Annotated in this window: 22 protein-coding genes; 7 read left to right on the forward strand and 15 right to left on the reverse strand. The window is 42.0% G+C overall.

Going from position 1 to position 25062, the window contains the following annotated elements; all coding sequences use genetic code 11:
• Positions 1–206: 206 nt before the first annotated feature.
• A complete protein-coding gene (locus RMX89_RS21755) occupies positions 207–383 on the reverse strand; it encodes a CopG family transcriptional regulator (protein WP_322674255.1) in 177 nt (58 codons plus the stop codon).
• 2185 nt (positions 384–2568) lie between these two features.
• Positions 2569–4200 carry a DUF6930 domain-containing protein gene (locus tag RMX89_RS21760; RefSeq protein WP_322690412.1) on the reverse strand — a complete coding sequence of 544 codons (1632 nt, stop codon included), beginning with the start codon at positions 4198–4200 and terminating at the stop codon, positions 2569–2571.
• A gap of 319 nt (positions 4201–4519) precedes the next feature.
• Between RMX89_RS21760 and RMX89_RS21765 the strand changes: the two genes are divergently transcribed.
• From RMX89_RS21765 to RMX89_RS21775, 3 genes are all read left to right on the forward strand, one after another.
• Entirely contained in the window at positions 4520–4876 is a 357-nt protein-coding gene (locus RMX89_RS21765) for an iron-sulfur cluster assembly accessory protein (protein WP_322665540.1), read from the forward strand.
• A gap of 86 nt (positions 4877–4962) precedes the next feature.
• Positions 4963–5385: a hypothetical protein gene (locus RMX89_RS21770; RefSeq protein ID WP_322674253.1), complete on the forward strand. Its 423-nt coding sequence runs from the start codon at positions 4963–4965 to the stop codon at positions 5383–5385.
• 156 nt (positions 5386–5541) lie between these two features.
• Positions 5542–5787 (forward strand): hypothetical protein, encoded by a 246-nt coding sequence (locus tag RMX89_RS21775; protein WP_094352470.1) that lies wholly within the window; start codon positions 5542–5544, stop codon positions 5785–5787.
• A gap of 149 nt (positions 5788–5936) precedes the next feature.
• Here the strand turns inward: RMX89_RS21775 and RMX89_RS21780 are convergent, their stop codons facing one another.
• Positions 5937–6857, reverse strand: coding sequence for a TIGR01777 family oxidoreductase (locus RMX89_RS21780; RefSeq protein ID WP_322690413.1), 921 nt, complete (start codon positions 6855–6857; stop codon positions 5937–5939).
• Positions 6858–7279: 422 nt separating this feature from the next.
• Between RMX89_RS21780 and RMX89_RS21785 the strand changes: the two genes are divergently transcribed.
• The gene (locus RMX89_RS21785) at positions 7280–7627 is read left to right on the forward strand and encodes a hypothetical protein (RefSeq protein ID WP_322665545.1); all 348 of its coding nucleotides are present in this window, start codon (positions 7280–7282) and stop codon (positions 7625–7627) included.
• 80 nt (positions 7628–7707) lie between these two features.
• On the opposite strand, the gene RMX89_RS21790 is transcribed toward RMX89_RS21785, so the two are convergent.
• The 9 genes from RMX89_RS21790 to RMX89_RS21830 all read right to left on the reverse strand — a co-directional run bounded on the left by RMX89_RS21790 (position 7708) and on the right by RMX89_RS21830 (position 17691).
• On the reverse strand, positions 7708–8139 hold the full coding sequence (locus RMX89_RS21790) for an FHA domain-containing protein (protein WP_322674251.1): 432 nt from the start codon (positions 8137–8139) through the stop codon (positions 7708–7710).
• A gap of 255 nt (positions 8140–8394) precedes the next feature.
• The gene (locus RMX89_RS21795; protein WP_322690414.1) at positions 8395–10884 is read right to left on the reverse strand and encodes a heavy metal translocating P-type ATPase; all 2490 of its coding nucleotides are present in this window, start codon (positions 10882–10884) and stop codon (positions 8395–8397) included.
• 216 nt (positions 10885–11100) lie between these two features.
• Positions 11101–11304 (reverse strand): hypothetical protein, encoded by a 204-nt coding sequence (locus RMX89_RS21800; protein ID WP_322690415.1) that lies wholly within the window; start codon positions 11302–11304, stop codon positions 11101–11103.
• A gap of 179 nt (positions 11305–11483) precedes the next feature.
• Positions 11484–11759, reverse strand: a complete 276-nt coding sequence (locus RMX89_RS21805) for a TM2 domain-containing protein (protein WP_289798872.1) — start codon at positions 11757–11759, stop codon at positions 11484–11486.
• Between the two features lie 144 nt (positions 11760–11903).
• Positions 11904–12029: a hypothetical protein gene (locus RMX89_RS21810; protein ID WP_322690416.1), complete on the reverse strand. Its 126-nt coding sequence runs from the start codon at positions 12027–12029 to the stop codon at positions 11904–11906.
• A 530-nt stretch (positions 12030–12559) separates the two neighbouring features.
• On the reverse strand, positions 12560–14134 hold the full coding sequence (locus RMX89_RS21815; protein WP_322690417.1) for a type II CAAX endopeptidase family protein: 1575 nt from the start codon (positions 14132–14134) through the stop codon (positions 12560–12562).
• A 280-nt stretch (positions 14135–14414) separates the two neighbouring features.
• Positions 14415–14852 carry a DUF29 domain-containing protein gene (locus RMX89_RS21820; RefSeq protein WP_322690418.1) on the reverse strand — a complete coding sequence of 146 codons (438 nt, stop codon included), beginning with the start codon at positions 14850–14852 and terminating at the stop codon, positions 14415–14417.
• Positions 14853–14933: 81 nt separating this feature from the next.
• Positions 14934–15608: a hypothetical protein gene (locus tag RMX89_RS21825; RefSeq protein WP_322690419.1), complete on the reverse strand. Its 675-nt coding sequence runs from the start codon at positions 15606–15608 to the stop codon at positions 14934–14936.
• A 154-nt stretch (positions 15609–15762) separates the two neighbouring features.
• Positions 15763–17691: an alpha-amylase family glycosyl hydrolase gene (locus RMX89_RS21830; RefSeq protein ID WP_322690420.1), complete on the reverse strand. Its 1929-nt coding sequence runs from the start codon at positions 17689–17691 to the stop codon at positions 15763–15765.
• 484 nt (positions 17692–18175) lie between these two features.
• On the opposite strand from RMX89_RS21830, the gene RMX89_RS21835 reads away from it, so the two are divergent.
• The 3 genes from RMX89_RS21835 to RMX89_RS21845 all read left to right on the forward strand — a co-directional run bounded on the left by RMX89_RS21835 (position 18176) and on the right by RMX89_RS21845 (position 21896).
• Positions 18176–19225 carry a hypothetical protein gene (locus RMX89_RS21835; RefSeq protein WP_322690421.1) on the forward strand — a complete coding sequence of 350 codons (1050 nt, stop codon included), beginning with the start codon at positions 18176–18178 and terminating at the stop codon, positions 19223–19225.
• Between the two features lie 270 nt (positions 19226–19495).
• On the forward strand, positions 19496–21310 hold the full coding sequence (locus tag RMX89_RS21840) for a protein kinase domain-containing protein (RefSeq protein ID WP_322690422.1): 1815 nt from the start codon (positions 19496–19498) through the stop codon (positions 21308–21310).
• A gap of 367 nt (positions 21311–21677) precedes the next feature.
• On the forward strand, positions 21678–21896 hold the full coding sequence (locus tag RMX89_RS21845; RefSeq protein ID WP_322674241.1) for a hypothetical protein: 219 nt from the start codon (positions 21678–21680) through the stop codon (positions 21894–21896).
• Between the two features lie 130 nt (positions 21897–22026).
• On the opposite strand, the gene ribD is transcribed toward RMX89_RS21845, so the two are convergent.
• The 3 genes from ribD to mreC form a co-directional block, all read right to left on the reverse strand.
• Positions 22027–23268: a bifunctional diaminohydroxyphosphoribosylaminopyrimidine deaminase/5-amino-6-(5-phosphoribosylamino)uracil reductase RibD gene (gene ribD / locus RMX89_RS21850; protein ID WP_322690423.1), complete on the reverse strand. Its 1242-nt coding sequence runs from the start codon at positions 23266–23268 to the stop codon at positions 22027–22029.
• A gap of 350 nt (positions 23269–23618) precedes the next feature.
• Positions 23619–24236 (reverse strand): rod shape-determining protein MreD, encoded by a 618-nt coding sequence (gene mreD / locus RMX89_RS21855; RefSeq protein WP_322682943.1) that lies wholly within the window; start codon positions 24234–24236, stop codon positions 23619–23621.
• Positions 24237–24261: 25 nt separating this feature from the next.
• On the reverse strand, positions 24262–25056 hold the full coding sequence (mreC, locus tag RMX89_RS21860; protein ID WP_322674239.1) for a rod shape-determining protein MreC: 795 nt from the start codon (positions 25054–25056) through the stop codon (positions 24262–24264).
• Positions 25057–25062: the final 6 nt, after the last annotated feature.

The raw sequence follows: 25062 nt of genomic DNA on the forward strand, positions 1-25062 counted from the left end.
ACTCCAGCAGCATATTAATGCTTGCCAATATCGATACTAAAAACTCTTTGATTACTTCTTTTAGTCCCGGTAAATGACCAGACGCGATAAAAACGCGTCTGTATCATCTAGACAAACTTTTGTCCATAGCAGCGGACTCTCAAAAGTATCAGAGATATTTTTTTGGTGGCAAAGCAGTTTTCTGGATAAGTTGTGAAAGTCACTTCTTAGTTGTTTGCATCTTTACCGTCGTCGGAGACAGGCAAACTTCTAATCAGTTCACGAATCACATCAGTTGCAGGTCTACCTGTTTGTTGGCAATATTTTTCTAGTTTTTCCGCTTCCTGCGTTGCAAGATTAACTGTTATGCGTTTAACTGCCCATTTTTTATTTGTCATTATCATGCTATCTGCTGTATATTTAGATGGTCGAAAGAGTCTAAATTAAAGAGGGAACCGATAAGGTTATCAGAGTTTGTCTCACGAAACAAGTAATACCATTAATATTAAGAATGTTTGTTTTGTCAAAGGCTCGATCATTTTCTAAAAAAATCAAAATACTACACTTTATTTGTTACTATTGTGACAGCATAAATAGCACATCGTTGCTTTTGAAGATAATAACCCTACTAACAGCATGAGTAAACCCTAACAATGAAATTTTATAAAGAAATTCAAGATACCTACTGTTGACTCAATGAAGATTTCCAAAGTTATTCTCCATTGAAAGCATTTGACCTTCTCTCTTAACTAAGTTCGTCAAACCCAGTTGGAGAGAATATCTGCTAAAACATCAAAAAATAAAGCTTCAGAATCATTATCATACTGAAATGCTGATTTACAGGAGGGTTGAAGTGGTGTGTATAGGGCGTTAATAGTGACTTAGAAAGTAGACAAATAAGCGATCGCCTTAAAACAAACACCTATATCTAACCAGACTGTAACCAAGAACTTAAGAGCTACTTGAACTGTTATCAATTTTGGCTTACTTCGATCAAGCTGATTGCTTTTCACTGCCAATATAGTAGCCCGAAAAAAAGGGACAACGCTCAGTCTACTGAGTCTAAATTGCCAATTATCTTGGTAATTTTTGACAGCAACATCTGTAATTTCACACAGACGAATTCATCCAGAATATATGTGATGTTATTTGACTGCTGCCGATAATATTTTAGTTTTGTTTCATACTTCTACAATAAATTATCGTCAGAATGCAATAAAGTATTGCATCTTTTTTATCTTCTTTCTAGCGATATAGCTTGCTTTGAAAGCAGCAATATTTTGACGATTTTTCGTCTTCATCTATCTGGAAGTTATATAAATCATTTTTAGCCAAGTAGGGCGTTATAAATTTGACATAAAAATTTTTCCTCATATTTAAGTCAAAATATAAATTACTGCCAATAAAATTTTTATTACAACTATTTTTATCTGGTAAGTATACCCATAAAAAGAATCGTATATTTTAATTTTTTCGGCAATGTGTTTATTATAGCTATTATTTACGCGCTTTAAATAATCTTCATTTAGACACTAGCAAAGCTATTTTTCCTCCTTTATAAAAAAATTACAAAGAAAAATATATTATCTGAACTTTTGCTTAATGATATTGATATATAACAGAAGGCTAAACTCAAAAGCTTATTAAAAAAAAGATTCCAATATCTCAGTGCGTCAGTAAGGTTTGATTCAAGCAGTCTTTGTAGATAAATTCTTAGGTTATTGTAGTTATTTATACTTAAAAATTTGAGATAAAATAACTAGAAAACTATGAAACTATAGGTACTTCATGAAATTTAGGTAAAGTTAGCTTCTCAAGATTGGTCGCGTATTCGTATTGACATATACATGAATATTCATGAAAAAGTGCTGCACGCTGATAGGTACGCAGATCGCGAAGACTGAGTAGAACCGGAAATACTCTGCCTCTACTTAAAAGACTACCTACCAGAGATGGGTTATATACCAATAGGATTTAGTTAAGGGTTATTGGTATAGACAATTGGTCTTTCAAGACGCGACAAAACGCCTGTCTACATCTGGGTTTGGTTGCCCATTCTGAATTGTATTGGGGTATATACAAAAGTGAAAATCCTGAGTCTTTTTTACTTCAATACAGTTCAGTTAGTGCCAAAAACCTTAAGTTGTGTAAGTTGGGCTGAGGAACGAAACCCAACACTTTCATAGCTTTGTTGGGTGAAGCAAAGCGCAACCCAACAAAGCAGTTTTCTTAACTGAACTGTATTGCTTTTTACTTGCCTGAAACAGTTACTCTTTAATTCAGAATTCTGAATTAAGGAGTAAAACACGCTTTATATTTAGGTAACAGACTTAGCTTGTGTAACTCACTTTCCTTGAAATCTGCTGTCAATGATGCGCCCTTACTTCCATCCCCACATTTTGCTATGGGGTAAGACAGTACTCAGCACTGGTGAATCAACACTCCATTGATAAAGAGAACAGGGGTAAACGTTAAAAGGCAAAGCCTTCCCTTTTTTCCTCTCAAATGCAGTTTTAATCAATCAAATACACATCAACTTAACTTCTCATACCGATGATTTGAGATTGAGGATTGCGGCAATTCATGCAATTATTCAAATTTCAGTTGGGGCATAAGTTGGAGAGTGCCAATACCTAAATCTTTAGGTGAAAGCGATCGCCCTTCAAACAAAGCCATCATATCTCGTAACTGAGGATTGCCACGGGAGGCTCCCGTTAGTCCTTTAGCAATGATTAAGCCACAATAGCCCTTAGTATTTTTACACCGCTGATTCCATTTTTTTCGGGCTTCGACATGAATTGGATCTTCATCTAAAAATTCACCGAATAGGAACAATTCGCCATTTTGAGTTTGCAATAAACCCAGGTCGTAGCGATCGCCATCAAAAGGATCGGCACCTGGATTAAAGCAAATTGCTCTCAGTCCGCCTGCTGCTTCAATTCTTTCAATTACAGTCTTCGCCTTGGGCCGGGAAGTTTGAATTAAAATCACCGGCAAACCGTCACCTACTTGTTTGATTTCACTAGCCTGGTGGTGGCTGACTCCCTTTCGCAGGGACTCCAACATTTCCCAGGACACTACACCTAAGCTGAGGAAAGAATCGTCTGGTATCAAGTCATCTTGCAATGATTGGAAATCAAGGTTGTCAATCTCGCGATCGTCAATACCAAAGCCTGCCATTTCCTCTAATTCTGCTGCTAACTGCGGCATGGTAGAGACTGTTACAGGCACTGATTTAGTTGATTCTTCGGACTGCGGTAGAGAAATGCGATAGCGACGGCTCAGAGTTGGGAAAATGTCCTCATGAAGTTGGCGACGGTGATCGCGAATAAAGCGGCTCAGGCTTTCGATCGCAACCAAGATTACCAATGCTTCTTCGTCATACAAAACAGACCGTAGTCCTTCTAAAGGATGAATATTACCAAAAGTAGGGTCAATTTCTGATAATGGCAGATCCGCCAAATCATCTTCTTCATCGTCATCTTCATCGGTTTCATCAACGCTCTCAAAAGTGAGAAACAAGCAATCTTGCTTGAGGAACGCTTCTTCTAAATGCTCTGTTGATTCTTCATCCGTTAAAACTGCGGCGCGAAACTGTTTTAAAGACTCTTCTGAGCGATAGAACAAAATCCCATACTCCATTCCCAGCATTCCCATAACTGAGGCGTAGAGTGTGCCAACATCCCACCTATTAATCTCGATTGACAAAATTTGCTGTTCTTGCAAAAATTCCCAAGGTGCTGCTTGCCAAATTGCAAATGCTTTCTCTCGCAAGATTTGTGCATACTGTGGGGGTAAGTCGGGGGTTTGACTATCGAGGATGTCGGCGAATCCCCGAAATAGTTCGTCAATTAAAGGTAGTTCTGGTGCATAGTCAATGGCGATATCCAAATCTTGCAGCACTCCCCGCAGGTAAAATTGGATCTCGCGGTCTTTGACTACAATTCTTTGGGGTCTAGCAGGTCTTGCCGGACTCTGGGGATGCTCCATTGCTTGCATTAAGGTGCGAACTATTGCTTCTGGGCCGGTATCAGAAGCTACCACGTCCATTCCGCGAACAACACCTTGGGAGTAATCTACCCAAAGAATGCATTCTCCCTTTGCCTCTGAGTCTGACACCTGGTTTGGTGATGACAACGGACGGCGATCGCCCTCCCATACAGAAGGAATTTGAGTTAATTTCTTCAACCGACGACTGGTAGAGCGATTAAAACTTGTCATAGAATCAAAAGAAGCAATTTGGAAGTAAACTTTGGGGGCTAGCTAGCCTCGGATTAAATTTTTATGGCTGCACCTGAAGGGTGGTTGCTTCTGTTGCTGCCGTAAGGCTTGAATTTTAAGAATACCGAATGTATAAACACATTGAGTCTCTCAATTCTAGAATAAAAATCTTTGGCTACTTTTGACGGAGTGTTTACAATTTGGTATCTAGCAACATCTAAGCCGCTAGAATGAATACAAAAACACTTAACGAGCAACCCAGAAGCATTACAAGCCGATATAGGGTAACGCTTATACTAATTAAGGAGTTGAAAAGCAGATGACACAAGCAATTGAAGCTCAACAACGCGGAATTCTGTTGAGCGAAGCCGCATTGCACCAGGTAAAATCCCTCCGGGACAAGCAAGGCACAGACTTGTGCTTACGGGTAGGGGTGCGTCAGGGTGGGTGTTCTGGGATGTCTTACATGATGGACTTTGAAGATACCAGCAAAATAACCCCTCATGATGAAGTTTTTGATTATGATGGCTTCAAAATTGTCAGCGATCGCAAGAGTTTGTTATATCTCTACGGTTTAATGCTCGATTACAGCGATGCTATGATTGGCGGTGGTTTCCAATTTACTAACCCCAATGCTAATCAAACTTGTGGTTGCGGCAAGTCATTTGGGGTGTAATATTGTCAGTTGTCATTTGTCCCTGAGTATTGGACGAAAGACAAATGACAATTGACCAATGACTAATGACTCATGATTAATTTACTATGACTCAAACAGTTGAATCCCTGTTTGATACAGGTTTAGAACGCTATAAAGCAGGAGAATCAGCAGAATCTTTAATCCCTGTATTTAAAGAAGTGTGCGATCGCGCTCCTAAAACTAGTGCAGCTTGGGTTTGTTTAGCGTGGTTGTATTTACTCGATAACAAACCCAATTTGGCTTACAAAGCCGGACAGAAGGCAGTCAAGTTAAATCCACAAGATCCCCAAGCTAGAATCAATCTTGCCTTAGCAATGCTGGAAACAAAGCAAAAAGGCTTGCGAGAACATATTGATATAGCACAGCAGTTAATTTTTGTCAATGAAGAATGGAGTGATGAAATAAAAAATAGTATTGAGGACGGTTTAAGTAGAAAACCAGATTGGCAGAGTTTAACAAAAGTCAAAAATTGGCTGTTTGAAAAGTAAAAAATGGGGACTGGGAACTGGGAACTGGGGGTTAGGGACAACGAGGAGAAGGGAGAATTTATTGAAATAACTCTCTAGGCTGTCTCTTCCCAATGCCCAATTCCCAATGCCCAATGCCCAATGCCCAATGCCCAATGCCCAGTACCCACTCCAATCATGAAAGATAAATTGTTAAATTGGCTAAACATGGTTTTAGTCGCAGATGTTTTTTTAGTTTTGTTTGGCTTTGGCTGGTTAGCGATCGCTGCGATCGGTGATGCTGCTGGAGTAAACCTGGGTTTGGATTTGTGGCATCAACTGTGGCAACCCTTGTTTAACCCCGCAATTGGCATTCTCATGGGCGGTGCAATTCTCAGCGGTATTATCAGTTGGGTTTCCAAAAAATTTCTTTCTAGTCAATAGTCAAGGAACTGGGTACTGGGGATTAGGGACTGGGGACTGGAAAAAAGCAGGGGAGCAGAGGGGAAGGAAGTTGCAGTAAGTCTTTCCCCTAAGCCTCTTTGCCCCTGTGCCCTTGTCCCCACTCCCCACTCCCCACTCCCCACTCCCTTTTAATTAAGAATTTGTGTTAATGCCGATTGCAAATTAGGATATTTGTACTCAAAGCCTGTTTGCACGGTGCGTTTTGGGATAACTTGCTGACCTTCTAAAACTACTATAGCCCCGTCTCCTAAAAGAGCTTCGATCGCAAAAGCAGGAACAGGCAACCAAGAAGGGCGATTCATCACTTGTCCCAAAGTTTGGCTTAAATCTGCCATCCTAACTGGGTTAGGGGCAGTGGCATTGTATACGCCTTCTATTTCCGGTTTAGTTAAAGCTTGCAAAATCAGGTTAACTAAATCGTCTACGTGAATCCATGAGAACCACTGCCGACCACTGCCAATAGGCCCGCCAGCAAAGAGTTTGAAAGGCGGAATCATTTTACCTAAAGCACCACCATTGCCCAGGACAATCCCAAAACGCAGAATTACTAGTCGCACACCAGCATCTTTTACTTTTCTCGCTTCAGTTTCCCAGGCTTGGCAGACTTGGGCAAGAAAATCGTTACCAGATAGACTGGTTTCATCAAAGGTAGCCGTTTCACTGGTGCCGTAGTAGCCAATAGCCGAAGCGTTAATTAACACTGATGGTTTAGGGTTCGCCTTGGCTATTGCTTCAACTATTTTTTGTGTACCTAATTTTCGGCTATTGAGGATTTCTTGTTTCCGTTCTGGTGTCCAGCGCCCTTCACCAATAGGTTCTCCTGTCAAATTAACTACGCCATCACAATTAGCAATGATACTTTGCCAAGAACCAGATGCATTTGGTGTATGGGCAACAATTTCTACATTAGGGAAAGCCTCAGATGGAAAAACCTTTTGAGCAAAAGCGGTATTTCGAGTTAATGCTACTATTTTATGACCTTCTTTGTGTAATCGTTGTACCAAACGACTACCGACAAATCCTGTTGCTCCAGTAATTGCGACTTTCATTTTCTACCTTAGCCAAACCTTTATTGTAAAGTTTTCGATCAAACTTTCAGCTTACCAAAGAAGGCAGGAGGCAGGAGACAGGAGGAAGAAAACACATTTTTTGCCCTCTACCACTTTCTTCTAGATCGAGTAAATTTATTTATGTTCGCGAAGCGTATCTTAGAGAAGAAAGAACAAAGTATATATTTCGAGCGGAAAGTGCCACAAAAAACACTGCGTCCTTATTGAAACCCCATTCAGCTGACACTCACGGAACGCCTAAATTATTTATGACGTTTACCTCCTACCTCCTACCCCCTGCCTCTTCATTGACTGTATATCTGGTAATACCTGCTCTCAAAAACTTTGATTTTTTAATGACTTTATATTTAGATACTTCGGTATTATAGGATGGACGGAGTGTTGCAAGGCTTGGGGCTATTATGGCTCGCTATACCTGTTCATTTATTGTTTCTGTTCCTAGTGACCATCTGGTGCCGTTACTTGTAGAACTTCTACAGGACTGTCAGTTGGATATTCAATATCACACAGCCGAATATATTATCGGTCGTGAGGTTCCTGGAAATGTTCCTTTTCCTAAATTAATAACAGTAGAAGTACTGATTGACAAATCAAAATCTACCGAAACAGAAACTCGGATGAGTATTGTGATTAAAAATGAAGAACTACCAATTCACCTAGATAATTACTGCCGACAAATGTTTGAGTTAATCAAGCAAGCTATTGAAAGTAGCCGCCATTGGCATTTGATTGAAAGTATTGCAGGATAGTTTTGGTGATTGAATTGATACTTCCACGGTTTGAAGCCGTGGAAGTATCAGACTGTGATTGGTAGTTATAATTCACTCTCTTAATCCTCTAAATCCTCGGCCATACCGGGGTTTATTAGTGTAATGTCGTACTCGCTCGAATCCGTTTGTCCTAAACGCTGAGTGTTTCTTAAAAGGTAATAAATGGCACGTACTTGAGGCCCAAAAACGATCTCGTCTTCATTTCTGAGATCGTGGGCTGGTATTTTACGTCCATTAATCATCAAACCATTGGAACTAGGCTTACCTTTGGCATCGCCATCTACAATCCGGTAATAGTAGCTATGACTATTATGCTCTCGTGGCAATCTCACTAATGTGGCATGGCGGCGGGAGACAAACTGCGACATCAAACGGATATTACATTCGCGGTCTCTACCAATAGAGTAGACGGGGTGCTCCAGAGAAAATTCTTTGCGACCTTGATCGTCTTCAATAATTAGTAGATGGTTTTCATTGGTTTCTGCTGCCATTGACAAATCGTGGAACTGTAATTGATTAAACTTTGTTTAGTATCGTATCTTGCCATTTTTGCGCACCAAAAGTTTGTGGTGCTAATCTAAATAAGCTTTAAAATTGCATAATACCTTGAAAGAGTAGAACATATCCGTTCTACTCCAGTAGCTATGATAGCTTTGGTAAGTGTCTTAAATCTGACGACTGACTCCTGAATTGTGTTTTGACAATCCAAAATTTGTGGTGGCAATTTGGACGTGTAAAGGAGTATTCTACGGGCGATGAGCGAATCGCCGTAATAATATTGAGTTGGTGACGACGCTAACAGAGCTAAAAGCCATTAATGCAGCAGCACCAGATGGGTTAAGTACAAAACCCAGACTAGGAAATAAAACACCTGCTGCTAAAGGAATGCCAAGTGTATTATATGCAAAAGCCCAGAATAAATTTTGGCGGATTTTGTTGAATGTGGCGCGACTAAGCTGAATAGATTCGACGACATCGTTTAGGCGATCGCGCATTAAAATAATTTCAGCAGTTTCCATCGCCACATCTGTCCCGGAGTGTAAAGCAATCCCGACATCAGCTTGAGATAAAGCTGGAGCGTCGTTGATTCCATCTCCTACCATTGCGACTACTGAGTGCTGAGTGCTGAGTGAGAAGTGAAGAGTTTTCTTCGTCCCCTTGTCCCCCTTGTCTCCTTGTCCCCCTTGTCCCCTTGTCCCTTCTAACTGGAGAGACTGGATTGCAGCTGCTTTTTTAGCTGGGGGAACACCTGCTATTACATCAGCGCTATCTAATCCTAGTTGTTTAGCTATGGCGCTAGCTGCTTCTAGACGATCGCCACTGAGCAACATTACCCGTAAGCCCATTTGACGCAACTTGTCTACTGTAGATCGAGCATCCGATCTAAGGGTATCAGAAACACCAATTAGTCCGGCTAAGGTTCCCCCAATTGCTACATAAACGGCTGTTTTACCATTTGTTGCTAAATCCTGTGCTAATTGTTGTGCGGTTTCGTTAATGCCAATGCCGTGCCAACTCAACCATTCCCAGTTACCCAACAATACAACTGTGTCTTCTACTACAGCAGATACCCCTAGCCCTGGTTCCGTGTGAAAGTCTACACCCTCTGGAATAGATAACTGTTGCCGCCGTGCTTCTTGCTGAATCGCTTTTGCTAGGGGATGGTGAGTACCGCTTTCTACGGCTGCTGCTAGTTGGATTAGGGATTGAGCATTATTCTTTTCCAGTCCCCAGTCCCTAGTCCCCGATTCCTCAATTAACAGACAATCTGTGACTATGGGATTACCTGTGGTGAGAGTGCCAGTTTTATCAAATACTACGGTGTTTAACTGGTGTATTTTTTCTAAAACATCGCCACCTTTGATTAACAAACCTCTTTCTGCGCCCATAGCAGTTCCAACCAAAATGGCTGTTGGTGTGGCAAGTCCCAAAGCACAAGGACAAGCGACTACCATAACTGCGATCGCTAGTTTTAAACTAATTAACAGGGAAGAGTGAGGAGTGGAGTGGTGAGCGTGGCTCATCATTTCCATGCCACCAGACATGGTGATATCAGTCCAAATGTGAGTGCCGAAAAAGTACCAAAATCCAAATGTTAAGACAGATGCTGTTAGTACCCCGTAAGTAAAGTAACCAGCTACTGTATCTGCTAATTTCTGTACTGGGGCTTTGCGAGTTTGGGCGGCTTCTACTAGGGCAACAATTTGAGCTAGAGTTGTATCACTTCCAATCCGGGTTGCTTGAATAGCGATCGCTCCTGACTGGTTTAGTGTTCCCCCTGTCACTGTATCTCCTGGTTTCTTGATTACTGGCACTGCTTCCCCGGTTAGCATCGATTCATCAACCGTTGTTTGACCAACCACCACTTCACCATCAACGGGGATTTTATCACCTGGCAGCACTTGTAAGCATTCACCGACACGAACCTGTTCAGCAGGAATCTCAACACTAGAAGAACCCATTCCAGCTTTCTCTGGGTTGGCAATCAATCGCGCTAAGAGTGGCTGGAGTGCTAGCAATTTCCTAAATGCAGCAGCCGCTCGACCTCTAGCTTGTTGCTCTAATGTCCTTCCTAAGAGAATAAAGCCCAGCATCATTACTGGTTCGTCAAAGAAGCACTCCCAACCCAATTGGGGAAAAAGCAGCGCTAGTAAACTAGCAATGTAGGCTGTCAGCGTTCCCAATCCCACTAGGGTGTTCATGTTAGGCGCATTTCGCCGCCAGCCCAGCCAGCCATCTACTAAAATCGGGCGACCGGGAATTAACAGCGCTACTGTCGCCAGTCCACAGTGAAACCAGATGTTATTTAGCACTGGCAGCACTGAGCTACCAAGATTACCAAAATGTCCACTTCCCGACAATATCAGCAATACCGCTGCGATCGCTAACTGCCATAGAGAAGAACGCATTTCTCGGCGTTGTCGTTCTGCTGGATCTGGTAAGGTTGATATTTCACCTGCTACTGTGCCATTAGCTTTTCGGGGTTGAGTCGGGAATCCAACGGCTGTTAATCGCTGTGCCAGTGCATCTGCATCTATTGCACCAACTTCTGACTCTACAACTGCTACCTCTGTGGCCAGGTTCACACAGGCACTCTTGACTCCTGGATGTTGGGTCAGCTGTCGCTCTACAGCGTTCACACACCCAGCACACTTCATACCCCCAACATCTAGAATAATCTTCTCTAGGATTGGGTCAGGTTCTAGGGCTGGCTTAGTTTTCGGGACGAGTTGCATGGCTTGTGTTTAGATTCGCTACAGAAATTCAACGCCTGACTAAAAGCGTCTCTAATTCGAGCGTAGGCTAAATATGGAACTATGACTCAATGTCAACCATATTAAAATTATTAATTTATCGTACTTCGTTGAGCATCAAGACTATCGCTGCATTTTAATTCAACGTTCCAAGTTCTCAGATTTTTCTGTAGGGTTCTGAATTTTAAATTTTTAATTTTAAATTTTAAATTCCCCTACAGGGGGTTGACAGTTCCAACGTCGATAAGTGACATAAATAACAGCTGCCACTTGTATTGGCGCGATCGCAATCAGGTTTTTGAAGAAATAGTTGATTTCTAAATGAGATATAACGCTGAAATATCCTAAGCCTAACAAGAAGAACATTGTCCAGTTAAGCTGTTTAGGTTTGAAAATAAGCATATTATTAAAAATAAATATAGAAAGTAAAAGTGCTGTATAACTTTTGTTAAAGGTAAAAGGTGAAGCGGAAGGGAAAAAGGATGTTTCTTTGGTTGCTCTTTATCCCTGCGCTTTTGCTGCAATCCTAAACTTGGCAGGGAGTATCATTCTCTGCTTCCAGTAAGAAAGTTATTCTTGCACTAGAACCAGCCCTGCTTATTCACAAAATAGGTATTTACAAATCCTTCAGGGGATTTATTTAAGTAAATCATGCCTTCAATTAGACCTACAAGTTGCATAACTAACAAAGCAACGCCGTAGGTAAAAGAACCCCCAACTACAGAAATCACTAACATGATAAAGCCTTCCGAAGCGTATCCTAGAATAAACTTATGAACCCCGAATGCTCCCAGGATAATGCCACAGTAACCAGCTAGAAGTTGTTTGGTAGGGTGACTGGGGTTAAGATTTGCCATATAAGTGCTGCTCCTCGATAAGTGAGTATAAAAATAAAGTCTTTATTGTAATGGAAGCAAATACATTTACTTGCTTAATAAATAGATTTTTAATTTTTTCAGTCTGAGTAAATCTCAAGATGAATAATTAAAATCAGCGTGCTTCTATTCCAAAGGAGACGCCAAGATGTCTTGCTGTTTAGGCCGAACTGGCGCTCCTTGATGACTTTTGCTGGATTTGACGATCGCAAACCTTGGTGCAGCAGTTTTGCAGATTTTTAGCTCAGACATTTATCTTGAGCAGAATCAATCTTAAATAATCAGCAAAAGCTGCTACATACACCACTTTTTACAAGTCCATCAGTATTATTTCCGGATGTTTTTGCGTAGGCGTAGCCCGCACTTCGGCTGCGCTCAGTGACACCGTAGACATCGCACCAATGGCAAGACAATTACGTGGCTAGTGGGAATCTAGAAGCGCAAAAGGCATCTTCCATATCTTTCTAACCGCTTTTTAGTTACCGATCCCCACTTCCATGAGCGCAAACCGGAATTGCATTCCAATTTATGACAGCTAAAAATGGTTCAAGAAGACAATTAACATCTCGAAAAATGGCTAAAATCTACCTGAATGAGAATAAATGCTTAACTAGATAGTTTGTTGTCTATGTTAATAGCATTCTTTAATTTGCTTTTGCCATTATCGTAATTGGGTTTTCAGCTAGTATTTATGCTTGTAACCAATTATTACTAGTAAATTGTCTCTATCTAAAGAGATAAAATCAGATATTTTTGTTTTTGGCAACAGTACTATATTTGTATTAACTACTACCTAAAACAAATAAACTTAATAGTGTACCACTATTCCAAAGGCTGTGGAGGAGCATAGGAGCGAGGAGATTGCGCGATCGCGTGTAAACTACTCCTAAGACAATGCCCAATGCGGTCAGGGGGAGAATTTCCGATAAGCTGAGGTGAGCGATCGCAAACAACAAACTACTGATCAGAATTGCTCCCCACACGGGTAAGTAACGAGTAAGAGAGGGTAACAAAAAACCGCGAAAGAGGATTTCTTCAAAAAATGGAGCTGCGATCGCTGCTGTGGAGAAAAATATACCTAGCGCTACACCATCTTGGCTTTCCAGGGCTAATTGCAACAGAGGATTACTCCCACCCTGTCCTTGCCATAGCTGCTGATTAATCAAAGATACCACCACAACTACAGGTAAAGCCGTGCAATAGCCTCCCAGTCCCCACAAAAACCAGTTATCTTGAAAACGGAAGCGAAACCAGAATTCCGGTAGTGGAAAAAAGCGCTTGAGAGAGAAATACAGTACTAACAGCGCACCTAATGCTACTAAAAAGTAACTAACCAACACAGAAAATGCCTGAAGTCGCACATCCACAATGGGACGCGGGATGGGTAGCAACGATATTACTAAGGGCACAAAAATTTGCCCCATAAAGAAAAAGCCAATGATAAAAACCTGCAAAACCGTTTCACCACCCCAAGGGGTTGACCAGGGGATATCAGCATTTTGAGCTAATAACGAGGCTTTTCCTTTCAACAAGCGTTGAGCAAATAATAAAATCAGCAGTATTAGACCAATTAAAGCTGCCAAGGTGGGAATAGTGCCAATAACTGCCAATTTAATCACTGCTTGAGCAGAAGATTCTTGTTGTGCGGCTTTTACTGCTGATAACGCATCTTGTCGTTGCTGGAGTTGGTATAACTTAACCAAAGCAGTAGAGCGAAACCAACCTTCTAAATTCTTTTGAATTGGTTCTTGAGCATTTGGGAGGATACGAGGAGGATTGCTCCACAGTCCAGTCAATACAGCGGCGGTTTCCCAAAACCCTGAATTAATATCTGAGCGTTGTTGTAATTCGCTCCAAGTCTTAAAGGCTGTATCCGTCTGTCCTTGCTGTGCTTGTAAAATTCCCAAGCGCAGGTCTAATTCAGCCAGTAATTTTTGTAATTGCTCAAAAGACTGCTGTAACTGTTGCTGTCCCTGTTTAGACGTTTCAATAGTGGGAGGAGCATCCGGTAGAGGTTTCGGAGGCGTGGGAGTTATTTCAGCTTGAGAGCGTAATTGTGCAAGTTTGTTGTTAACTTTGTCTAAATTAGCTTGAACTGATTGACGCGCCTCCTGATACTGCTTTGTAGCGCTTTCTAGAGGTTGCTCACCAAGTATTGCTTCCCGAATCGCCTGGAGTTTATCATCATTGCTATCTTCTGATTGCCAAGCTTGGGCTTGTAAAGCAATATTTGTTTGGTATAGTTCCAAACTACTTTGAAATTGAGGTTCTTGCCAACTACCAAATAAAGCCGAAACTGCCAACAGAACTGCTATCGGCGTCATCACAAAAAATAAAACCAACCGCTTGAGTGTCATCTATCCCCCTTTAACTGACCAGTGGAGAGCGCGTCCCCCTTGGGAATTATCGCAATAAAAAGTCAGAGGTGGATAGATATCATCAATATTATAAGTTTGCAATGAATGTGCGGTACCTGCGGTAAATGCTCGCCTATGCACCCACGATGTTAAATTACAATGGTGTTCTCTTACCTTGAGGAAGCTGATAATCTTTGTTTTGAGTGATTATCACTCACTACGAACTAGGATTTTATTTTATGTTTAATTATGCCTACTTACTGAGTCTCAGCAGTTTAACTTACAGGAATTCAGAATTAAGAACTTGTTCTATAGTAAAAGGACACTCAAGCGGAAAAGTCTCTATTGGCTTTTGAGTTTCATTTGCGGCATCTCGACGAGCGCGGCGATAATATTTCTGTATCCACTCCCAGTTTTCTAGAAGGCGCTGCAAACTGGGAGTATCTTCCAAGCAATCTTGAATTTGGTTTCGGCAGTTTGAAATTGTGTTAACCCAACTTTTAGTTTTTCGCTCTGGTTGATATTGGCATTTGAGTAAGTGCATTAAAAGCACTTGTAAATAACTTCCAAGTTCCTTTTGTTCGCTTCGACCCAAAGCCTCTAGTTCCTCTACCAAATGTTCCACATCTAACTCAGCCCAGCGTCCTTTCTTCAGGCATTCAGCTTGTTGCTGCGTCCACATCAGAAAGTCCTGATTGTAGAGTGTCGTTTTACTCATCAACAGTTACCCCTTTGTTTTCAGCAACATTTTGCCTATTTTTGCTCAATGTTGACCCACGAATAATCTCACAAAAGTAATCTAGCAATTACTCCTGTCATCAGCATCGTCATCTTGCAGGTTGTGTTGGGCACAGAAACCGCTGATATCTGGGTTGAAGATAAATTCCTTTTTGAGTTGAGGTTCACCATGTACTTGATTAGGCGTATACCCTAAATTATCGATCCAAGTTACAAATGGTATTACGTATGGCTGATTTGCTGTCGATTTGTGTCCTTGGTTTTTATGAATAAGTGCAGTGAGCGAAGCAGGTAAATGAACAGCCTTGTCACCGAAGTAGTAGAAATGCCGTGATATCAAAACATTTTTACCATCTAAATCTGTTTCTTGATTACTGATGTCATGAACACTTGGTCGCAATATTGGTTGTTCTCCTTGGCTATAATCGTAGATGCAATCACCAACACGATACTCAAATATTTCGCTGTTCCACTTTGGAATTTTCTGAGGACTATGAAATCGGCAAAACTCGTCGTATTTTTGCAATGTCATCTTGTCCGTTACCTTCATTGCATATACAACGTAATCGGCGATATTCCCAATTGGTGACTGTGTAGAACCAAGTCCTACAACCCAATCTCCAATATTTGCGACTCGTCGGATAACAGGCTTGCAAATTGCGAGAGTGCAAAGTTCCCAGAATGGGTTAGGAGCCGCGCCATCATCATAACGTAGGCAGTAAGAGAAGAGTTTCATGAGTACAAAATTACTAAAGTATCTAACTACTACACTATGGCGCACACTGCGGTTTAATACCCTTAGTTGTGTATTTTTTAGTACTCAAAATTTATAAATAATGAAGAGTGAAGAATCAAAATTTTAATCCTTCACTCTACCTTATTCTATATTTCTAAGATTCTCTTCCCGATGCCCAGGTATCACGCCATTTGACAGTACCTTCTTTCGCAATCACCCAGCGGCGATTTACGAGATTTTCGCGTAGAGGCGATCGCCCTTCCCGCCACATGGCATATTTATAAGCAATTAGCTTACCAGCACTTTCATCAAAGGGAATTTCGGCAAACCAAGTATTGGTGTTGATGTACTCTAAAGGATACGCTTTGCCAATATCCCAGTTACCTAACTCTGGGCAATCTCCTGTCACCACAATGATTTCACCAGGTTGGGTCTCTACGCCATTGAGTTGGACGCGGACAATTGTTTGTGCTTTTAACCGTTCGCCAACGTGGCTGAAAACAATTACTCCCCTTTCTTCTAGTACTAGGTCATAAATCTTGCCATCTTTCACCTCATACTTGTTGCGAGTCACTACGCAGGTATGTTCGCCATCGGGCAATTCTGTTTCTACTTCTGGTAAAGTAACTTCTCCTCCCCGATTTAAAGCGACAAAACACACAGAGTCACGATAACGGCGTACATAGCAGTAAACATCCGCTGTTAAGTATTTTTGCCAGTGGCTACCCATTGATACGGCTGGATTCAGTCGCCGTAAGCCAGACAGCAGTCTGATGCAACGATAAATCTCACTCTCAGTATCCCAATTTTCCATCATTGGGCGGTTGTACGGGTCGTTGCCGCCATCAGTGTCGTTATGCAGATACTGTTCTGTGCCGTAATATATGCAGGGAATGCCGCGACAGGTCATAATTAAGGCGATCGCAACCTTCAGCATCGCTGGATCGGGATTCAGCGATTGGAAACGGCACATATCATGGTTATCAATGAAGGTAACTAGCTCTGTTGCCCCGTTGTAGCGATGATCTTGGTCAAAAATATATTGAATTGTTTGGAATCCGTTTTCTGAACCTTGTCCTAGTGCGGCTCGAATTGCCACGCACAAGCCAAAGTCTAGAAGTGTCATGCCTGAGTGGTTAACAAATTCCACTGAGCGATCGTCACTGGGATTACTATAAATCCATTCACCAAAAATGAATACATCTGGTTTGTGATTGGTCATCTCGCCAGTGAATTCTTGCCAAAACCAAATCGGCATGTGCTTGACAGTATCCACCCGCAGTGCATCTACACCCCGGTCTAGCCATTGTTTAATTGCTGACTTAATATACTCCCGATATTCCGCATTATTTTCATTGAAGGTTGCTAGACCAGATAATTCACAGTTTTGTACTTGCCAATCGTCTTCCCAATTTTGCACTTCGCCATAGTGGTGATACCAATTATTGACATCATTATTGAAATCAGCAATTTTGACACCATCATCATATAATTCACCTTTACTACCGCTAGTATCAGGTGTGCTATGGTTGCAGACAATATCCAGCACTAGCTTCATATTGCGCTTGTGCATTTCTGTAATTAACCGATCAAAGGTCGTATTTTTTTCTTCTTGAGTTGCGTTTAAAGAAGGGTTATCTCCCTCCGCAATGTATCGAGGATTAAGCCGTTTAAAGTCTTTTGTCCAATAGCCATGTATTGCTGCATTACCAACAAATAACTCCTCAACCTGCTCGAACAGGGGAGTTAACCAAAGAGCGGTAACTCCCATATTTTTGAGATAATCTAATTTATCGATGACACCTTGCAAGTCGCCACCCCAGTACTTACCCCAATCCTGTCTGGTTGGATCGTAAAGTTCTGAGTTTGCACCTTCGCTGTTATCTGGATCGCCATCATAAAAGCGATCGACTACGAGAAAATAAATTGTTTCCTGACGAAATTCAATATCTCTGGTGTAAAGGAACTCTAGAGCAATCTCAATATCTAACTGCGGTTCTTGTATAAGAGCTTCTACATTTTCCTTTGCAGGATCTACTTTATATTGATCCGGTGAAAACTGGGATGGTGGGGTTTGTACCATAAAAAACTCAAAATTTCATCTAATTCACACTTGCAGAACCAACAGTACAACGTTTCAGGTATTGTGTGTCACTACAAACTTGGGTATTGTGACATCCTGCTTACGGTGTAGGTATCTATCGCTAGCTAGTTTATAATTCTATCGGTAGATATAATTCATCTGCTAGAGGATAAAAATAAAAGAATATAGCAGTTATTAAAGATAATTGCTGGGTTACAAAAATTTACAATATTTAATTAAATTAACCTGTAGTAAATACTGAGTTTGTCCGGTACTTAGGTGTATATTCGAGAAAAGATTTTAGAACACCTCAACTCCTTAGATGATATTAGTTGTCAATAAGGTTTAGTTGTTACACCTGAGTAATACTGAGTAAACCACGTATCAGCCAACTTTTTCTCTAGAAGATTCGCTCCATTGGTAAACTGACCATTGTCACTTTCAATCTGTTATTACTATCAAGGAATTAATTTAGGTAGCAATTATGACTAAATATGACAAGGTTTTTAACTCACCAAAGACATCAGAGGAATCACTAAGTCCAGAGGAAGCGGTGGCGGCGATCGCAACTGTGACTGCGATCGCTGATTCATTTATTGAAGAGGTAGATGCAGAAAGTTTAGCGGGTATCCTCTGGGAATTCGAGGTTTTCGAGGAATACTCAGAAGATGACATTGCAGAAATAGTTGATAGACTCATCTCCATTGCCGAAGAAGAGGGAATTGGGCCTTTGTTTAATGCCGCCAAAGTATCTCTCTCAGACGAATTAGTGCTAGATGGTTTTGCAGCTGGGGTAATAGTGCTTTTAGACGATGACCTCGCCATCCCCAAATCGAAACAAATCTACCTGAAAAAGCTACAAGCAGCTTTAGAACTTGAAGATGAAGAAGCAGAGGAAATCATCAAGGAGGTAATTGCAGCCTTTAAAGAAGCAGAAGATGAAGAATATGCAGACGATGAAGATGAGACAGTAGTCATCGAAGATTTTAGCGAACAGACCTATCAATCCCCTTTAGGTAATTTTACCGTGCCGATTCCGGTCGATCCGCAGCAAGGCGGTAGAATTCAAAGCCAGGAAGGAGTAGTTGGCTTTTCTGATGACATCGGTACTTTACTGAGAATCGATTATTATCCTTTCCCCTTAGAACAGTTAGAGGAATTGGAGTCTGTTGGACAAGAAGAATATTTACAAACAATTTTAGTAGACAAGTATGTACCCCAAGCGATTTTCGTTAATGTACCAGAAGCTTCTGTGGAATATACCGAATATCTGGAAAATACTTTGCGAGGCGCTTACTACGTGTTAATTGATATGCCCAAAGGTTCGACAATTTCTAAGCAAGAAAATAATGGAACTGCGATCAGATTAGATGCGTACCGGGGGTTGCTCACCTTTATCAGTGGTGAATTTTTGTATATAGTTAGTAGTCAGCACAGCTTTATTAACGGCGAAACTCCTGATTCTGTTGAGGAAGAGGCTGAAGACATCAAAGAAAGTATTTTAGAGTTTGTTGAGACTATAGAGTTCACTTAGTACAGTATTTCATTCATTCGTGGCGAATTAAATTTGGCAGGATTCTGCAATACCAATGCATTGGCTGGCATTAGACATAAGAATGAAGAGACGTAGCACTGCTACGTCTCTACAAGGATTCTGGATAACGCATATTTAATTTCACCAGAGTATATTCGCCTTGCCTTCGCTTATGTGATGTACATTTGGAAAGGGCGATGTCTGACGACAAGTTTGGAGAAGACAAGAAGTCTCAGGCTCCGCACTGGGTGTCTACGCTTATAATTTTTCATGACAATAACCCTGCTGAACAATCGCTATCAAGTTATCCAGGTAATCGGCGCTGGTGGGTTTGGCGAAACCTTTCTAGCAGAAGATGTCCACATGCCTTCTCGCCGTCGCTGTGTAATCAAGCAACTAAAACCAATAACCAATAATGACCCGCAAACCTACCAACTTATCCAACAACGGTTTGAACGGGAAGCCGCAACCTTGGAGTATTTGGGTGAAAGTAGTCACCAAATTCCCAAACTCTACGCCTACTTTTCTGAGAATGGACAGTTTTACCTCGTCCAAGAATGGATTCACGGTCAAACTCTGACAAAAATTGTCGAAGCCAAAGGATTTGAGAGTGAAACTGCTGTTCGGCAAATTCTCTTGAGTCTGCTTTCAGTTTTAGATTATGTTCACAGTAAAGGCATTATTCACCGGGATATCAAGCCAGATAACATTATTCTGCGTTCTGTTGATAACGAGCCAGTGTTGATTGATTTTGGTGCAGTCAAAGAAACAATCCGTTCAGTGGTGAATTCTCCAGGATACCCCACGCGATCGCTTGTCATTGGTACGCCGGGATATATGCCTAGCGAACAAGCCGTTGGTCGCCCAGTTTACGCCACTGATATCTACAGCTTAGGTTTAACGGCAATTTATCTACTGACTGGCAAACACCCGCAAGAACTAGTAACCGATCTAAAAACTGGGGAAATACTTTGGCAGCAGCACGTCCCTAACGTCTCTGCCCAATTGGCGGCGGTACTCAATCAGGCAATTAAGCCTCATGCTGGCGATCGCTACAGCACTGCTAGTAAAATGCTATACGCCCTGCAATCTGCTAGTAATATACCTACTGAGTTAACTGCAAATCCTTCTAGAGTTAGTTTTTCTCCCACCGCATCGACTCGGCAAACTCAGCCATTATATTCTCCACAAAACAATTCTGCGATTCCAGAGTCTTCCAATCCTGGAAACTGGCAAAAACCTGCTGTGATTGTTGGTAGTTTGTTGATAGGCGGCTTGATTGGTGCAGTAGCAATTCCTAGCATCATTCGTCAGCAACAACCAGAAACAACCATTGGCACAAATCCCACGCCATCGCCAGAATCTTTTCCTACTTCTGCATCTACCGAACCGCCCGTTTCCTCCCAAACGTCTCCAGTTCCAGTTATCCCTAGCTCACCACCACAACGGCGACCAACCTCTAATTCCCCAGTTGTACCCATACCACAGCCAGAAAAAGAGCCTGTCACTTTAGATACTCCAGCGCCGATAGCAGTATCCACACCACAGCCAGAACCAAAGGATGAGGTAAGCGCAGTTCCTAAACCAGAAGTTCATTCTACACCACAAAATAAGCCGCGCAGTAAATTAGCTGCCACTGCCAGTAGAGAAAGCGTTCCCGCATTCCCTACAGGTACAACAAGAAACATCGTAGAAGCTACCCTCGGCAAACCAAATCAAGATTTAAGAGGCGCATGGGGCAAAACTCGTGCTGTCGTTTACAAACTAGTGCCAAACAAAATTGACCTTGGCTACTTATTCGATCGCAATTCTAAAACGCTGCGTCAAACTGAGGTATCTTTTGCTCAATCGGTAGATCCAGAAGTAATGGAGACTACCTTGAATGGAATGTTAGCAGGGCAAGCCACTGAAGAAATTAAGCAGGGACTCAAACAGGTACAACAGCGTCAATCTGATAATTTTAGTTTTAAAAATGGCTCAGTCAAGGGTCAAATTATCCGCCAACAATGTGATTTTATTTACATCAGCATTTGGGATGCAGATTTACATGATTTTGTAAATCCATCTACAGCCAAACAGTGTTAACTTTCTGGCAAACATTATTCTCAAAAGTTAGATTTTTGTATCCTACAAGACAGACTCAGTATTCAACATAGTGATTCAAAAACTGACTTTATTCGGCTACAATCAAGATAATTTCAGTCTTCCCAAACACAAAAACCCAATTTTTAGAATTAGTGCATTTGTTCGCTAGATTTTGCAACTAAATCCATAAAAATCTGTGTTTCCCATTCCCCATTCTTTATTTTCAATTCTTAATCTTCATAAAGTTATAAATACCATTATTAAGTTTTTAATAATACTTGTCTCAGCTTCTACATTCATGTCGTAAAGTTCGATTGGAATTGTGTAATCTGAAGACAGCAAAGCTAAATTATTCAATTGAGGTCTGATGACTCCTACAATCATACGTCAGCTTTGGTCAGTGGTTGAAACCGCTCAAGCCAAGCTCCTTTTACAACTGGATGATGCTAGCTTGGTGCAGTGGTTAGTGAAACAAACCGAAACGCAAGTGTTGTTAGATTCTAACGAAACTGATTTTCTTAGCCACTACATTCAATCTCGACTAGCCCTCATACGCGATCTTGCCCATGAACGGCAGTGTTCATGATGCCTACGGCGGTCACTGAGCTTTGTCGTACCACTTCGTGGAAGCAAGCTACGCGCAGCGTCTCGCAGAGAAGTGCGGGCTACGCCAACGCAAAATCAAGATAAATAAATAGATCGATCGTCAAGTGTTATTAGTGTTGACTATTAGCTTTTGGGGAAAGATAACCTTCCACTAAGCAGTCAGAGCCTACTACACGCCAACGAACACGTTCTAAAGACAACGCCTCAGTCATGGTAGTAAAACCTAAATCGCCCACTGGTGTGGGAGCAATACTACCACCAATGATCTTTGGGGCAATAAATGCCAAAACTTTTTGCACTGCTCCTTGAGCGATCGCACTAGCAGCTAAAGTACCACCACACTCCCACAGCACGCTACAAAAACCTCGTTCATATAAGTACTCCATTGCCTTATCCGGTGTCAGTGATGCTAATTCCACCACCTCCACACCCTGGTTGAGCAACAGGTTTTGAAAATCGGGGTTAGCACCCTTCTGTGTCAACACCAAAGTTGGAGCATCCGCGGTTTGCCACAGATGGGCACTGGCCGGTAAGTTAAGATGGCGACTCATCACCACTCGTAGGGGATTATGTGCCCCCACCTGATGGCTGGTTAAGTAAGGATTATCTTGTCGGACTGTATTACCGCCGACAATTATGGCATCACAAGCCGCCCGCACTAGATGTACTTCACTGCGGGCTTCTTGACTTGTCACCCAAGCGCTATGACCAGAGGTAGTAGCAATTTTGCCATCTAAAGTCATGGCATATTTTAAAATTCCCAAAGGTCGCTTATAGAGAATGCGATGCACAAAAGCTTCATTTAGCTGACGACAGGCTTCCTCTTCTACTCCAACCAATACTTCAATTCCTGCCGCTCGTAAACGGGCGATGCCACCTCCAGCCACCAGTGGATTGGGGTCAACCATACCCACTACTACTTTTGCCACCCCTGCTTCGATCAATCCTTCCGAACAAGGGGGAGTACGTCCGTAGTGATTGCAAGGTTCGAGGCTGACATAGATTGTTGCACCACGAGCGCGATTCTCCTGAGGAGAGGCTGCGCCAACGCCTGCTGCCCTCAAGGCAAACACTTCTGCATGAGGCTCACCTGCGCGAGGATGAAATCCTTCGCCGACAATTTCGCCATCCTTGACAATCACTGCTCCCACTAAAGGATTTGGCGAAGTCCGCCCTAAAGCGCGACGGGCAAGTTCTAAACACCGCAGCATCATACGAGAGTCAAAGTCAGTTCCTACCTTTTGCTTCGGTGGTGAATTCGAGCCAGCTGCTGACTCCACTATTGGTGTATTTTCCTGAGTGTAATTTGGTAAGGATGCATCTGCTTGAGCGATTACTGGGGAATTATCCATAATTTTAGGCAACACTGTAAATATTCTGCACGCGATCGCGCAGCCTCTCCACAAGAGAATCGCGCTTTGCTCCTGATAATTAAACAGTAATATCTAGGCGCTATTATTGGCTGTCTCAACTTACATGAGTCTGTAATATTCAGACTTACAGTTCACTGTAACTTGAATCCATATTGCCAGAGGTTGCTCAAATTCATAAAGATTTAGGTTACAGGGTACAAAAGATAATTTTCTTTACTGTCACCTGTAACCTATTCCCTTCCTAACTCCTAATTCTTGTACAGACGCGATTAATCCTGTCTCTACTCCTAATTCTTGTACAGACGCGATTAATCGCGTCTCTAACTTTACTATTGCTCCAATAATTTCATCCGCTGCCACCAAAGATTCAACGGATAATAGACGACAGGCGCCCACAGACTACTCAGAATGGCAGAGGCAAGAGCGACGCGCTGATAATATGTCCAAATATCTGTCACCTTACGCTCATTGCCCAGCAAAGTTAATTGCAACCCAAAGATAGTTTCTGCCAAAACTGCCAAAACAAAGACAATTACAGCAATCGAAATAAAATCTTCTTCGATAAAACGCTGTTTCTGAAGCAGACCAGTTAAAGCCCCCACTATCCCTAAACTGATGGCATGAGTCGGGCTAGGTGATGTCATCGAATCTTGGAGTAGCCCCAGAACTATACCTGCTAATGCTCCGGCAAACACTGTGCGCTTCACACTCCAAGCTACCACCCAAATTAACAGCCAGTTAGGGCCAATTCCTAACAATTCCATACCTGGGAATCGGGTTGGTAATAACAGCAAACATAACAGTACAGAACTAGCCGTCACTATCCAACCAAACAACTGACGTATACCGGGATGCCAACGAGCCAGCGGCTGGATTCGGAATTTCGATTTTCGCTCTGACGATTTTGGCTTTTTCTGCCTGCTACCACCAAATGCAGGAATCTTCATTTTTCTAGTGATTTTTTCAAAGAATTTACTTAGACTTTTGCGGCACTTGATTTGCCGACTCTTGGTTTTCTGGTTTGGGATAAACAGCTACCCAATCAAGAGAACGGATTGGCGGAAAAAGCTCAATTTTCGCCACTGATGCTGGGAGTTTCTTTAAATCCAGCGACTTAATTCGTCCTACTGCCAAACCGGAGGGAAATTTCTGACTATAAGTAGATGTGGAAACTAAATCTCCTACTTTCACATTTGGAACTTTTTCATAAAACTCCAATACAGCTTCAGCAGAAGAATCTCCTCGTAAAACGCCTTTAGCTGCTGTGCGGCTAATCGATACACCCACTTGACTCTTGAGGTCACTGATTAACAACACGCGGCTAGTATTAGGAGTTACGCTCTCCACCAAACCCACCAATCCGCCTTCTGCTTTGACTATGAAGCCTTCCTGAATCCCTGCATTTGCACCGCGATTCAGCGTCACTTGTTGCCACCATTGGTCAGCACTACGTCCCACCACCCGTGCTGGAACTGGCCGTGATGCTAGTGGCTCTTTTTCCACATAGCCTAATAAATCTTGTAATTTTGTCTTTTGACTTTCCAAATCTACTATACGGGTTTGCAATTCCATTATCCGGGCATCTCTAAGACGTTCTTCTGGAGTTGGCCCTGACTGCAACATCTCTAATGGACGGGTAATTGCCTGATATGTCTCAAGCACTAGTTCTCCTTGAGTCTGTCGCAATATCCAAGCACTACCAACTACTAAAGCTAACAAGCCAATTTGCAACCCTTTACGATCCCACCAACGCCGTATTGTCACCATATATAC

Origin of the sequence: Nostoc sp. DedSLP04, from assembly GCF_034530775.1 — a bacterium.
Lineage (GTDB): Bacteria > Cyanobacteriota > Cyanobacteriia > Cyanobacteriales > Nostocaceae > Nostoc.